The following is a 13,488-nucleotide window of genomic DNA, read 5'->3' as shown; positions in this document are numbered from 1 at the left end:
GCGCGCGGGAGGCCGCGCGCCGGATGCTGCCGAACCTGCCGGACGGGTGCTTCGGCCCGATCGCCGCCGACCGGCTGCGGGAGGCGGTCGAGGACGGGCTCGCACAGGTCGTCCTGGTCGCCCGCATGGAGGACCAGGCCGCCTTCCTCGGCGGCGCCGCGGGCCTGCTGGAATCGATCACGCTGGACATGGACTGCGGTCCCGCCCTGGCCGGCCGGGTGGCGCAGGCCCCGGCCGTCCGGGACGTCTACGGGCTGTGGGACGCCGCGGGCAAGCTCGGCCCCTGCGGCCGCGAGCTGTGCCGCAGGACGGCCGGGGGCCTCGAACGCCTCGCCGCCGAGGCGTCGGGGGCCGCGGCCAGCCCGGTCGCGGCCCAGGTGGTGCTCCTGGACGCGGCGGGGGAGCGCATGGTCGGCATGTACGGGCGGATGGCCCGATAGCGATGCTGACGGTCGTCGGCCGCGACGGAACGCCCCTCTCAGAGGAGGCTAAGGCGGCCCTGGAAAGTGCCACGCTGGTCATAGGAGCCCCAGCTCACCTGGACGGGCTGCCCATGGCGACGGACGCGCGCACGGTCGCCACCACGGAGTTCGCCGAGGCACTGGAAGGCGTCGATGTCTCCAAGGAGGACGTCGTCCTCGTCGTGAACGGCGACCCCGGCTACTTCGGAGTCGTCCGCGAACTGCTCGAACAGGGCCACGCGCCAGAGACGTTCCCCGCGACGACCCTGGTGGCGCGGGCTTTCGCCCAAGCAGGACTGCCCTGGGACGACGCTCTGGTCGTCTCCGCCAAGGACGGGCACCTGAGACAGGCCGTCAACGCATGCCGCGCCCACCCGAAAGTGGCCGTCCTGACGGAGCCGGGGGCAGGACCGTCCGAACTGGCGCGGGCGCTGTTCCCCGTCACGCCGCGCTCGTTCGTGGTCTGCGAAGACCTGGGCGGACCCAAGGAGCGGATCGTCTACGTCCGTCCGGCGGAGGCGACCACCCGCCCGTGGAACGACCCCGAGGTCGTGCTCGTCCTGGACAACCGCCACGCGCTGGGAGAAGCGAGCTGGGTGTCCGGGCCCCTGCCCGCCCCCGCCGGATGGGCGCTCCCGGCGGAGGCCTTCGGCGACGGACCCGGCCCGCGCCCCGACGTCCGCGCCTTCGTCCTGGCCAAGCTCGGCCCGAGGGTGGGCGACATGGTGTGGGACGTGGAGTCCGGCGACGGCTCGGTCGGCATCGAGTGCGCCCGCTTCGGCGCCGCCGTCGTCGCCGTCGACCGCGACCACTCCGCGTGCGCCCGGGTGCGGGAGAACGTCCGCCTGCACGGGGTCAAGGTCGCGATGGCGTCGGGCGACGTCCGGTCCAGCGCCGAGCACCTTCCGCGGCCCGACGCCGTCTTCCTCGGCCGCGGCGGGCCGGAGGCCGTGCGGGTCTGCGCGGGGCTCCGGCCGTCCCGGATCGTCGTGCTCGCCACGGCCGGCGAGGCTCAGGCCATACTGGACGAATTGGGCGGGCAGGGCTTCGCCGCCGACGCCGTCCGGCTCCAGGCCGCCCCGCTGACCCCGCGGGGCGAGGCCCCGGAGCCAGTGATCGTCGTCTGGGGCGAGCGCGACGCCCGCACCCCCGCGGAGCGGCCGTCCCGGACGGGCCGCCCCGTCGAGACCATCCCCGCGTTGCCCGGAGTTGTGGAGGAGCGCAGTTGACCGTCCGCCGGCCCCACCCGATCGAGGTGCGCTCGTATGAGGTCCTCCGGTCCCGCGTCGACCTGTCCCCGATGCCGCCGCTGTGGCGGGCGGTGGCCGAGCGGGTCATCCACGCCACCGCCGACCTGGAGTACGCGGTGGACCTGGTGACCACCGAGGAGTCCCTCGCCCAGGGCTGGGCCGCGCTGCGCGCCGGGGCGCCGATCGTCACCGACGAGGGCATGGCCGCCGCCGGGATCAGCGCCCGCGAGGCGGTCTGCCACGCCGCCGACCCGGCCGCCGCCCGGATGGCGCGCGCCGCCGGCATCACCCGGTCGGCCGCGGCCGTCCGGCTGTCGTACTCGGAGGTGGGGCCGGGGGCGGTCTGGGTGGTCGGCTCCGCGCCCGAGGCCGTCTTCGAGATCATCGCCCGCCGGGTGAGCCCCGCCCTGGTGATCGGGATGCCGGTCGGATTCGTCGGCGCCTGCGAGGCCAAGGAGGCCCTGCGCGCGAGCGGGCTGCCGCAGCTCAGCAACGTCTCGGAGAAGGGCGGGTCGGCGGTCGCGGCCGCCGCCGTCAACGCGCTGCTCTACCACGAGGCGGAGCGGCCGTGACCGGGCCCGCCGAGATCGACCTGCGCCACCACGGCGACACCGAGGTCGGCGACGGCCTCGCCGACTTCGCCGTGAACGTCCGCACCGGCACGCCCCCCGCGTGGCTGGCCGAGCGGATCCGCGCGTCCGTCGACGACCTCGCCGCCTACCCCGACCCCCGCCCGGCCCGCAAGGCGGTCGCCGCACGGCACGGCAGGTCCGTCGAGGAGGTGCTGCTCACCGCCGGGGCCGCGGAGGCGTTCGTGCTGCTCGCCCGGGTGCTCGCCCCCCGCCGCGCCGTGGTGGTGCACCCCCAGTTCACCGAGCCGGAGGCGGCGCTGCGGGCCGCCGGGCACGAGGTGGAGCGGGTGATCCTGGAGGGCGACTTCACCCTCGGCCCGCGGGCGGTCCCGGACGGCGCCGACCTCGTCGTGATCGGCAATCCGACCAACCCGACCTCGGTCCTGCACCCGGCCGCCGCGCTCGCCGCCCTGGCCGCCCCCGGACGGACGGTCGTGGTCGATGAGGCGTTCATGGACTGCGTCCCGGGGGAACCGGAGAGCCTCGCCGCCCGGTTGCCCCCCGGAGTGGTGGTGATCCGCTCCCTGACCAAGACGTGGGGGCTCGCGGGGCTCCGCGCCGGGTACGTCCTGGCCGACCCCCACCTGATCGGACGGCTGGCGGAGGCGCAGCCGCTGTGGGCGGTGTCCACGCCCGCGCTCGCCGCCGTCGAGGCGTGCTCCACCCCCGAGGCCGTCGCCGAGGGCGAGGCGTGGGCCGTCGAGCTCGCCGCCGAACGCGACCGGCTGGCCGCGTTGCTGTCGGCACGCGGCCTGTACGTCGTGCCGGAAGCGCGCGCGTCGTTCGTGTGCGTCCGCCTGCCGGATGCCCTGGGCATCAGGGCCCTGCTCAGGCAGCGCGGCTACGCCGTCAGGCGCGGAGACACCTTCCCAGGGCTCGGCCCAGACTGGCTGCGGATCGCCGTGCGCGACCGTCCGTCCAATGACCGGCTCCTGGACGTGCTCGGCGAGCTGGGCATCTGACCCCCCGAAAGGACACCATGAACCTGATCGAGGAGACCGTCGCCTCCATCGCCCCCCTGGACGAGACGGCCGTACGGGACGCCCGCGACCTGCAAGCCCGGCTCACCAAGCCGCCCGGGTCCCTCGGCGTCCTTGAAGAGGTGTCGGTCCGCCTCGCCGGGCTGGCCGGGCAGTGCCCGCCGCCCCTGCCCGAGCCCGCCGCCGTCGCCGTGTTCGCCGCCGACCACGGCGTCCACGCCCAGGGCGTCACCCCGTGGCCGCAGGAGGTCACGGCGCAGATGGTGGCCAACTTCCTGGCGGGCGGCGCCGTCGTCAACGCGTTCGCCGCCCAGGTCGGCGCCGCCGTCACGGTCGTCGACATCGGCGTCGCCGCCGAGCTGGAGGAGGCCCCCGGCCTGCTCCGCCGCAAGATCGCGCCGGGCACCGCCGACATGACGGCCGGGCCCGCGATGACCGCCGGGCAGGCCCGGCGCGCCGTCGAGACGGGCATCGAGATCGCCCGTGACCTCCACGGGCAGGGCGCCCGGTGCCTGCTCACCGGCGACATGGGGATCGCCAACACCACCGCGTCCGCCGCGCTGATCGCCGCGTTCACCGGCCTGCCGCCCGAGCGGGTCACCGGCCGGGGGACCGGCATCGACGACGCCACCCACGCCCACAAGGTCGAGGTGGTGCGCGCCGCCCTCGACCGGCACGGCCTGCGGGAAGGGCACGGCAGGCCGCCGATGGAGGTCCTCGCGGCGGTCGGCGGGCTGGAGCACGCGGCGATCGCCGGGTTCGTCCTCGGCGCGGCGGCCCTGCGCGTCCCCGTCGTCCTCGACGGCGTGATCGCCGGAGCGGCCGCCCTGGCCGCCGCCGCGCTGTGCCCGGACGCCCTCGGCGCGTGCGTCGCCGGGCACCGCTCCGCCGAGCCCGGCCACGGCGCCGCCGTCGAGTTCCTCGGCCTGCGGCCGCTGGTCGACCTGGAGCTGCGGCTCGGCGAGGGGACCGGCGCCCTCCTGGCGCTGCCACTGGTCCAGGGCGCGGCGCGGGTCCTGCGCGAGGTCGCCACGTTCGACTCCGCCGGGGTGAGCGAGAAGGGCGCCGGGCGGCCGTAACGACGCGATCACGGAAGAAGTCACGCTCGGCTATCGAACGGGCGAGGCCCCTCTCCACGGACTCCCCGAGCCGAGTACCTTTGTTCCACAAAGAGAGCGTCCGCCACCCGCGTCCGAGAGATCCACCGTGCCCCCGTACCTGCTAGGCCTGCGACTCGGCGGGCGACGCGTCCTCGTCGTCGGCGGAGGGCGGGTCGCCCAGCGCCGCGTGCCCGCCCTGCTGGACGCGGGCGCCGAGGTGGTCCTCGTGTCCCCCGCGGTCACCGCCACCCTGGAGGGCCTCGCCGAGCGCGGCCGGATCACCTGGCACCGGCGGGGCTACCGGCGCGGCGACTGCGCGGGCGCCTGGCTGGTGCAGGCCGTCACCGACGACGCCAAGGTCAACGGCGACGTGGTGGCGGAGGCCGACGCCGCGCGCATCTGGTCCGTCCGGGCCGACGACGCCGAGTCCTCCCCGGCCTGGACGCCCGCCAGCGGGCACGCGGGCGACGCCACCGTCGGGGTGCTGCTCGGCGGCGACCCGCGCCGCGCCGCCGGCATCCGCGACGCGGTGGTGGAGGGCCTGCGCGACGGCGCCCTGGAGTCCCGGCACTCCCGGAGCAAGCCCGCGGGCGTCGCGCTCGTCGGCGGGGGCCCGGGCGACCCGGGCCTGATCACCGTGCGCGGGCGGCAGCTGCTCGCCATGGCCGACGTCGTCGTCGCCGACCGCCTCGCCCCCGGCGGGCTGCTGGACGAGCTCGCCGCCGACGTCGAGGTCGTCGACGCCGCCAAGATCCCCTACGGCCGGACGGTCACCCAGGACCGCATCAACGAGTCCCTGGTCGAGCACGCGCGGCGGGGCCGCTTCGTCGTCCGGCTCAAGGGCGGCGACCCGTTCGTGTTCGGGCGCGGCGGCGAGGAGGCCCTGTACTGCGCCCGCCACGGCGTCCCCGTCACGGTCGTCCCCGGCATCACCAGCGCGGTCGCCGTTCCGTCGGCCGCGGGCATCCCGGTCACCCACCGGGGCGTCGCGCAGGAGTTCCACGTCGTCTCCGCGCACGTCCCTCCCGGGCACCCCGACTCGACCGTCGACTGGGAGGCGCTGGCCCGCGCGAACGGCACGATCGTCCTGCTCATGGCGGTGGAGCGGATGGCGCTCATCGCGGCGGCCCTCATGCGCTATGGTCGGTCGTCCGGAACGCCGGTGGCCGTGGTGCAGGACGGCACCCTTCCCGGCCAGCGGGCGCTGACGGCGACGCTGGGCACGGTGGCCGACGAGATGGCCGCCGGAGATGTCCGGCCCCCGGCGATCGTGGTCGTGGGCGACGTGGTCAACGTGGCACGAGAGATCGACATGATTCGAGCGGACTTGGGACGGGATCCGTGACACCCCCCGCAGAGCAGAGCACGGTCCACGACGAGGAGGCCGGCGCCGGCTCGGGCTGGGCCGGCGAGCCCGCCCCCGACGAGGCCGCGGCGTCCGGCGAGACCACGGCGTCCGGCGAGACCACGGGCGACGAGGACGCGTCCGGGAAGGACCCGGAAGACCCCGGCGCGGCGGCCGGGGAGCAGACCTCCGAGAAGGGCGCTGCCGACGACGACGCGGCGCCCGAAGGCGAGGCCGCCGACGACGAGGCCGGAAGCGGCGAGAAGGCCGAGGCCAGGCCCAGGCGCGGACGGCGCCGCGCCCCCAAGGCCGGGGCGACCGTCAACCGCGCCGAACTGGTCCGCGCCCTGACCGCGCTGCGCGAACAGCTGGGCGCGTTCGACCTCCTGCTGGACGTCCCCGGCGTCGAACAGGCCCGCGAGGCCCGCGACGAACTGCGCGCCCAGCTCGTCGACTACGTCCTGCCGCGCGTCCAGGCGTCCGGCGCCCCCATGCTCGTGGTGCTCGGCGGCTCCACGGGCGCGGGCAAGTCCACCCTGGTCAACACGCTCGTCGGCGCCCGCGTCAGCGCGACCGGCGTGCTGCGCCCCACCACCAGCAGCCCGATCCTCGTCTGCCACCCCGACCACGTCCGGTGGTTCATGGAGGGGCCGATGCTGCCCGGCATGGGACGGGTCCGCGGCCCCGCGCCCGACGCCATCGCGGGCGACCAGCTGGTCATCATCGCCAGCGACGTCCTGCCGCCCGGCCTCGCCCTCCTCGACAGCCCCGACTTCGACTCCGTCTTCGAAGACCACTACGAGTTCGCGACCAAGCTGATGGCCGCCGCCGACCTGTGGCTGTGCGTCACCACCGCCGCCCGCTACGCCGACGCCCAGGTCTGGCAGATGCTCCAGCGCGCCAAGGAGAACGGCGCCACGATCGGCGTCGTGCTGTCGCGCGTCCCGCAGGGCGCGGGCGCCGGCGGCGGCGAGATCGTCGAGCACTTCGCCGAGATGCTGGACGAGCACGAGGTCGGCGACGCGCGCCGCTTCACCATCCCCGAGACCCGGATCGAGGAGAGCCGCCTCCCCGAGGAGACCGTCGAGGACATCCGCGACTGGCTGACCGGCGTCGCCGAGGACGCCGAGGACCGCGAGATCGTCGTCAGCGACACCCTCGCCGCCGTCCTGGACAGCTTCCGCACCCGCGTCCCCGAGCTCGCCCGGCAGGTCGAGGCGCAGGTCGAGCGGCGCACCGAGCTGGCCAGGGAGGTCGAGGCCGGGTACGGCACCGCCCTCGCCGAGCTGGACGAGGCCACCCGCAACGGCTCGCTGCTGCGCGGCGAGGTGCTGGCCCGCTGGCAGGACTTCGCCGGCACCGGCGACCTGCTGCGCGCCCTGCACGTCCAGCGGTCCCGGCGCGGCCGCGCCGCCAGCCGCCGCCACCGCAGCCCGGCCCGCGTGCGCGCCCTCAAGGCGGCGCTGCGCAGCGGCCTCGAATCGCTCATCATGGCGTCCGCCGAGCACGGCGCGGAGCAGGTCATGGCCCGCTGGCGCGAGCACCCGGCGGGCGCCCAGGTGCTCGCCGGCGCCGACGCCGGCCTCGGGCACGTCTCCCCGGAGCTGTCGCGGCGCGTCACCCGGGCCGTCAGCGCCTGGCAGGACCACGTCCAGGAGCTGATCCGCACCCAGGGCGTCACCAAGCGCTCCGTCGCGAAGCTGGTCTCGTTCGACACCGAGGCGGTCTCGCTCGTCCTGACGATCGGCCTGCTCGGGTACGGGACGTCCGACGTGGCCGTGGAGGGCGGCAACAGCGCCGTCCCGCAGCGGCTGCTGAAGGCCCTGTTCGGCGCCGAGTCCCTGCGCGGCATGGGCGCCAAGGCCCGCGCCGACCTGCGCAGCCGCATCGGGATGCTGTTCGACGAGGAGGCCATCCGCTTCGGGCAGGTGCTCGACTCCGCCGGCATCCCCGACGAGACCGTCCCCGTCCAGCTGTACCAGGCCACCTACAACCTCGAGGTTGCCCGATGACCACCTCGGCCATCCCCGCGAACTCCACGGCGGGAACCGGCGAGACCCCGCTCCCCGGCATGCCCGAAGCCGCTCCCCCCGCCGAGCCCGCCGGCCCACCCGGACTCGTCGAGCGCCTCGACGGGCTCGACCGGCTCGTCCAGGCCGGCCTCGGACGGCTCGACCAGCCCGTCCTGGACGACGCCGGAGCGCTGCTGCGGCGCGCCGGCCAGCGGCTGCGGCTGTCGGGCGACCACACCGTCGTCACCCTCGCGGGCGGCACGGGCAGCGGCAAGTCCTCCCTGTTCAACGCCATCTGCGGGCTCGAACTGTCGCCCACCGGGATGCGCCGCCCGATGACGTCGAAGGCCCACGCCTGCGTCTGGGGGCTGGACGGCGCGGGCCCCCTCCTCGACTGGCTCGACGTCGACAAGCGCCACCGCTACGCCCGCGCCAGCGCCCTCGACCTGGAGCGCGCCGAAGCCACCCTGCAGGGCCTCGTCCTGATCGACCTGCCCGACCACGACTCGATCCAGGCGATGCACCGCGCCGAGGTCGACCGGTTCGTCACCATCGCCGACCTGCTGGTCTGGGTCGTCGACCCGCAGAAGTACGCCGACGCCGCCCTGCACCGCAACTACATCGTCCCGTTCGCCCGGCACGCCGGCGTCACCCTGATCGTCCTCAACCAGGTCGACCGGCTCGCCCCCCACGAGATCGACGACTGCGTCGCCGACCTGCGCCGCCTGCTGGAGGCCGAGGGGCTCGCCGACCCGCGGATCGTCACCACCTCCGCGGTCGCCGAGGACGGCGTGCACGGCTTCCGCGACACCCTCGTCGAGACCGTCGCCGCCCGCCGCGCCCGCACCGAGCGGCTGACGGCCGACGTCGACCGCGCCGCCGAGCGGTTCACCGCCTACCGCTTCGACGCCGAACCGCCCGTCACGGTCGACGACGGCCGCAAGGCCGAGCTCCTGCAGTCCCTCACCGACGCCGCGGGCGCGCCCGCCGTCGCCGAGGCCATGGAGAGCGCCTACGAGCTGCGCGCCGCCGACTTCATCGGCTGGCCCGTCACCGCCATGGTCACCCGGCTGCGCTCGGACCCGCTGCGCCGGATGCGCCTCACCGAGCTCCGCGAGGAACTGCGCAACGCCTTCACCGGGCCGATCGGCGCCCAGCAGGGCGACGTGGACAACGCCCTCCAGAACGTCGCCGAGGGCGTCACCGCCGAGCTTCCGCCGCACTGGGGCCGCTCCGTCCGCGCCGCGGCCCGCTCCCACGCCGCCGAGATCCCCGAGGCGCTCGGCGAGTCCCTCAAGGAGGCCCTGCCCACGTTCAACGTGGTGCCGCGCTGGTGGTGGCTGGTCAAGACCTGGCAGTACTTCCTCGTCCTGGTCGCCGCCCTCAGCGTCGTGTGGATCGGCTTCCTCGTCGCCTACGGCCTGCTCGACCTCGGCGGCGACGACCCGGACGGCCTCATCGGCCAGGCGGGCCTGATCCCCTACGTCGCCATCCTGGTCGCCTGCACGCTCGGCATGGGCTGGCTCACCGCGTCCGCGTGCCGCAACATGGTCGCGCTGTCGTCCGCCAGGCACGGCGAGAAGATGGAGCAGCACATGCGCCAGGGCATCGAGCGCGTCGCCCGCGAGAAGGTGATCGTCCCCATCGAGGAGGACCTGGAGGTCTACGCCCGCTTCCGCCGGGACGTCGACGTCGCCCTCGGCCGCGGCTGAGTTATCCACAGTTCCGCGACCACGGGCGCCGCCCTGCGCGTCTGAGCCACCGTTGTCCTCGTACGCGAGACAACGGAGGACGCGATGAACGAGGCGCACGTCACCATCACCGGCTGGGTAGCGGCCGAGCCCCGCTACGCCGTGACGGCCAACGGCCACCCCTTCCTGTCGCTGCGGGTGGGCTGCACGCCCCGCCGCTTCGACCGGCAGACCGGCCAATGGCAGGACGACGATTCCCTGTACGTCACGGTCAACTGCTGGCGCGGCCTGGCCGACAACGTCAACGCGTCCGACCTCCAGCGCGGCACGCCGATCCTGGTCACCGGCCGCCTGCGCATCCGCCAGTACGAACGCGACGACCAGTGGCGCTTCTCCGCCGAGGTCGAGGCCACGACCCTGGGCCCCGACCTGACCCGCGGCACCGTCGACTACCGCCCCGCCCAACGCACCGGCCCCCTGACCGACGAAGACCGCCAACTGGCCCGCGACACCGCCGACCAATGGGCCCTGACCACCCCCACAGAAGAAGACGAACCCAAAGCCGCCTAACCCCGCCCACCGAGAGAACCCACCCGCCCCACTCGGCACCCCGAACGCCGCCCGGCTGTCAAAGAAGCGGCGACGCGCGGTTCGGGCTTTGGTGTGGGGTGGTGGGTTTTTGGCTCCTTGCTCCCGCTGTTTTGGGGTGGCTGGGTGGCGGCCAGGTGCGGCCAGTGCTCGGGGCGGCCCGGCTGGGGCCGGGGCGTGAGCCGGGTGTGGGAGTTGGAGGTGAGGCGAGAGTGTTCGGTGGGGGGATGTGGGCCGTGGGAGCGGTGAGCGCGCGCCCCCGGCGTTTTGGGTGGCTGCTTGCTGGTCAGATCCAGGAAACGCCGCGCATGGTGGTCCCCCTCAGGATGGTCGGGCTCCGCGGATCAGCGGGCCCGGATACCGGTGATCAGAACGGTCACCCGCATGTGCGTTCCCGAACGTACCTGTTTCACGCCCGTTCCGCACACGTTGCAACTATCGTGTTACACAACGTGATGCGCGTAAGGGGGAAGGATGACGGCAGTGCAGTCGTCCGCCGAGGACCGTGGTGGGGAGCTGGTCCGCAGGCCGAGGCGCAGGGCGCGACTTGGGCGTCGGTCCCTGCTCGCGGTCTACGTGCCGGTGGTCGTCGCCGTCCACCTGGGGCTGATCGTCGCGGGGCTGGTCGAGACCCCGTTCCGGGGCGACGATCTGATGACCTTCGGGGCGCTGCTGGCGTGCGGCGCCGTGTGCATCGAGGCGACGCGGAGGCTGGGGATGCCGGCGGGGGTCGCGCGCGACCTGCTGTCGGCCTGGTGGCTGCCGGTCGCGCTGCTGCTGCCGCCGGTGTACGCGCTGCTGGTCCCGGTGCCGATGCAGGCGCTGCTGCAGTTCCGCGTCCGGCGGACGCTGATCTACCGGCGGGCGGTCGTCGCCGCCGCGCTCGGGATCGCCGGGGCGTGCGCGTCGGTGGTGTTCCACCGGGTGGTGGCCGACCCGCTGCAGGGGGCGCCGCAGTGGGTCGTCGAGAGCTACCCGGGCATCCCGGCGGCCGTCGGCTGCGCGGCGCTGTTCACGGTGGTGAACGCGGCGATCGTCGCGGTCGCCGCGCATGCCGCCGATCCCGAGAGCCGGTGGCGGGACGTCCTGTGGACGCGCGAGAGCCTCCTGCTCGACACGGTGGAGCTCTGCGTCGGCATCCTGGTGGCGATCACGAGCGCCCTGTCGCTGGGCCTGCTCCTGCTGGCCCTTCCGCCGGTGATGCTCCTGCAGCGCAGCCTGATGCACCAGCAGCTCCAGGCGGCCGCGCGCACCGACGCCAAGACGGGCCTGCTCAACGCCGCCGCGTGGCAGCGCGAGGCCGACACCGAGCTCTCCCGGGCCCAGCGCACCCACGACGCCGTCGCGCTCCTCCTGATCGACATCGACCATTTCAAGCGCGTCAACGACACCCACGGCCACCTGGTCGGCGACCAGGTGCTGGTGGGGGTGGCGAGCACCCTGTGCCACCAGCTGCGCGACTACGACGTGGTGGGCCGCTTCGGGGGCGAGGAGTTCGTCGTCCTGCTGCCGGGCGCCGACACCGTGGAGGCCTGCCGCGTCGCCGAACGCCTCCGCGGACGGGTGCGCCGCCTCGCCGTCCCGGCCGAGGAGGGCACCGTCACCGTCACCGTCTCCGTGGGGGTGTCGCTGTTCCGCACCCATGGCCAGGACCTCCTGGAACTCATGACGGCGGCCGACCTGGCGCTCTACCGGGCGAAGTCCTCGGGGCGCGACCGGGTGTGCCTTCCCGCGCTGGAAGGCCCCAGGCCGTCCGGCAACTGAGGCGGCAACGCGAAAAACAGGTTCCAGGACCCCCTAGTCTTGACGATATGGCCGAGTACATCTACACGATGCAGCGTGTGCGCAAGGCACATGGCGACAAGGTCGTCCTTGACGACGTCACCCTGCATTTCCTTCCGGGTGCGAAGATCGGGGTCCTGGGACCCAACGGCACCGGCAAGTCGACGCTGCTGCGCATGATGGCCGGTCTGGAACAGCCCTCGAACGGCGACGCGCGCCTCATGCCCGGTTTCAGCGTGGGCATGCTGCAGCAGGAGCCGCCCCTGAACGAGGAGAAGGACGTCCTCGGGAACGTCCAGGAGGGCGTCGCCGAGACCAAGGCGATGCTCGACCGGTTCAACGAGATCGCCGAGCTGATGGCGACGGACTACTCCGACGCGCTGATGGAGGAGATGGGCAAGCTGCAGGAGCAGCTCGACCATCGCAACGCCTGGGACCTCGACAGCCAGCTCGACCAGGCGATGGACGCGCTGCGCTGCCCGCCCGGCGACGCCGAGGTGTCGAAGCTGTCGGGTGGCGAGCGCCGGCGCGTCGCGCTGTGCAAGCTGCTGCTGGAGGCGCCCGACCTGCTGCTGCTGGACGAGCCCACCAACCACCTGGACGCCGAGAGCGTCCAGTGGCTGGAGCAGTTCCTCGCCAAGTACGAGGGCACCGTCCTGGCCGTCACGCACGACCGGTACTTCCTCGACAACGTGGCGACCTGGATCCTGGAGCTCGACCGCGGCCGCTGCTACCCCTACGAGGGCAACTACTCCGTCTACCTGGAGAAGAAGGCCGAGCGGCTCAAGGTCGAGGGCAACAAGGACGCCAAGCGCAAGAAGCGCCTCCAGGACGAGCTGGAGTGGGTGCGCTCGAACCCCAAGGCCCGCCAGACCAAGAGCAAGGCCCGCCTTGAGCGGTACGAGGAGATGGCCGCCGAGGCCGACAAGTACCGCAAGCTCGACTTCGAGGAGATCCAGATCCCGCCGGGCCCGCGCCTGGGCAACACGGTGATCGTCGCCGACAAGCTGAACAAGGGCTTCGACGACCGGCTCCTGATGGACGGCCTGACGTTCAACCTGCCCCCGAACGGCATCGTCGGCGTCATCGGCCCGAACGGCGTCGGCAAGACCACGCTCTTCCGCATGATCGTCGGGGAGGAGCACCCGGACGCCGGCGACCTGCGGGTCGGCGAGACCGTCAAGATCTCCTACGTCGACCAGGGCCGCGGCGGCATCGACCCGAAGAAGACGGTGTGGGAGGTCGTCTCGGACGGCCTGGACCACATCAACGTCGGCCAGGTCGAGATGCCGTCCCGCGCGTACGTCGCGGCGTTCGGGTTCAAGGGCCCCGACCAGCAGAAGCCCTCCGGCGTCCTGTCCGGCGGCGAGCGCAACCGCCTCAACCTGGCGCTGACGCTCAAGCAGGGCGGCAACGTCCTGCTGCTGGACGAGCCGACCAACGACCTCGACACCGAGACCCTGTCCAGCCTGGAGAACGCCCTCCTGGAGTTCCCCGGGTGCGCTGTGATCACCTCGCACGACCGGTGGTTCCTCGACCGCATCGCCACGCACATCCTCGCGTGGGAGGAGGGCTCGAACTGGTTCTCGATCTGACCGCGGGGCCAGCGTGGCCGGCGTGACCGCGCGGCCTGTCGCAGGGCGCGGC

Annotated in this window: 9 protein-coding genes and 2 pseudogenes; all 11 read left to right on the top strand. The window is 73.9% G+C overall.

Features of this window, described 5'->3' with window-relative positions; genetic code table 11:
- Positions 1-440, top strand: a pseudogene (locus AB0C69_RS24355) (hypothetical protein); the annotation flags it as partial.
- Between the two features lie 2 nt (positions 441-442).
- On the top strand, positions 443-1,690 hold the full coding sequence (gene cbiE / locus AB0C69_RS24350) for a precorrin-6y C5,15-methyltransferase (decarboxylating) subunit CbiE (protein WP_360357243.1): 1,248 nt from the start codon (positions 443-445) through the stop codon (positions 1,688-1,690).
- Positions 1,687-2,283: a precorrin-8X methylmutase gene (locus tag AB0C69_RS24345; RefSeq protein WP_345175786.1), complete on the top strand. Its 597-nt coding sequence runs from the start codon at positions 1,687-1,689 to the stop codon at positions 2,281-2,283. The genes cbiE and AB0C69_RS24345 overlap by 4 nt, the downstream gene beginning before the upstream one ends.
- Entirely contained in the window at positions 2,280-3,305 is a 1,026-nt protein-coding gene (gene cobC / locus AB0C69_RS24340) for an Rv2231c family pyridoxal phosphate-dependent protein CobC (RefSeq protein WP_360357240.1), read from the top strand. Before AB0C69_RS24345 ends, cobC begins: the two co-directional genes overlap by 4 nt.
- 17 nt (positions 3,306-3,322) lie before the next feature.
- Positions 3,323-4,402, top strand: coding sequence for a nicotinate-nucleotide--dimethylbenzimidazole phosphoribosyltransferase (cobT, locus tag AB0C69_RS24335; RefSeq protein WP_360357237.1), 1,080 nt, complete (start codon positions 3,323-3,325; stop codon positions 4,400-4,402).
- A gap of 127 nt (positions 4,403-4,529) precedes the next feature.
- Complete coding sequence (gene cobA / locus AB0C69_RS24330) at positions 4,530-5,768, top strand: uroporphyrinogen-III C-methyltransferase (protein ID WP_360357234.1); 1,239 nt, start codon at positions 4,530-4,532, stop codon at positions 5,766-5,768.
- Positions 5,765-7,780 carry an AAA family ATPase gene (locus AB0C69_RS24325; protein WP_360357231.1) on the top strand — a complete coding sequence of 672 codons (2,016 nt, stop codon included), beginning with the start codon at positions 5,765-5,767 and terminating at the stop codon, positions 7,778-7,780. Before cobA ends, AB0C69_RS24325 begins: the two co-directional genes overlap by 4 nt.
- Complete coding sequence (locus AB0C69_RS24320; protein WP_360357228.1) at positions 7,777-9,492, top strand: ABC transporter; 1,716 nt, start codon at positions 7,777-7,779, stop codon at positions 9,490-9,492. Before AB0C69_RS24325 ends, AB0C69_RS24320 begins: the two co-directional genes overlap by 4 nt.
- Before the next feature lie 84 nt (positions 9,493-9,576).
- Complete coding sequence (locus AB0C69_RS24315) at positions 9,577-10,041, top strand: single-stranded DNA-binding protein (protein ID WP_360357225.1); 465 nt, start codon at positions 9,577-9,579, stop codon at positions 10,039-10,041.
- Between the two features lie 492 nt (positions 10,042-10,533).
- The gene (locus AB0C69_RS24310; RefSeq protein ID WP_345175773.1) at positions 10,534-11,823 is read left to right on the top strand and encodes a GGDEF domain-containing protein; all 1,290 of its coding nucleotides are present in this window, start codon (positions 10,534-10,536) and stop codon (positions 11,821-11,823) included.
- A gap of 47 nt (positions 11,824-11,870) precedes the next feature.
- Positions 11,871-13,427: pseudogene (gene ettA, locus AB0C69_RS24305) on the top strand (energy-dependent translational throttle protein EttA); the annotation flags it as partial.
- Positions 13,428-13,488: the final 61 nt, after the last annotated feature.

It is taken from the genome of Actinomadura sp. NPDC048032 (assembly GCF_040653175.1).
GTDB classification, from domain to species: domain Bacteria; phylum Actinomycetota; class Actinomycetes; order Streptosporangiales; family Streptosporangiaceae; genus Spirillospora; species Spirillospora verrucosospora.
The sequence above is the reverse complement of the archived record's forward strand: the minus strand, read 5'-3'. Positions and strand labels throughout refer to the sequence as shown.

What these genes read in the sequence shown, in the direction of transcription:
- AB0C69_RS24320 (WP_360357228.1), top strand. Translation starts at nt 7,777, where the DNA reads ATGACCACCTCGGCCATCCCCGCGAACTCCACGGCGGGAACCGGCGAG.
- AB0C69_RS24315 (WP_360357225.1), top strand. Translation starts at nt 9,577, where the DNA reads ATGAACGAGGCGCACGTCACCATCACCGGCTGGGTAGCGGCCGAGCCC.
- AB0C69_RS24310 (WP_345175773.1), top strand. Translation starts at nt 10,534, where the DNA reads ATGACGGCAGTGCAGTCGTCCGCCGAGGACCGTGGTGGGGAGCTGGTC.
- cbiE (WP_360357243.1), top strand. Translation starts at nt 443, where the DNA reads ATGCTGACGGTCGTCGGCCGCGACGGAACGCCCCTCTCAGAGGAGGCT.
- cobT (WP_360357237.1), top strand. Translation starts at nt 3,323, where the DNA reads ATGAACCTGATCGAGGAGACCGTCGCCTCCATCGCCCCCCTGGACGAG.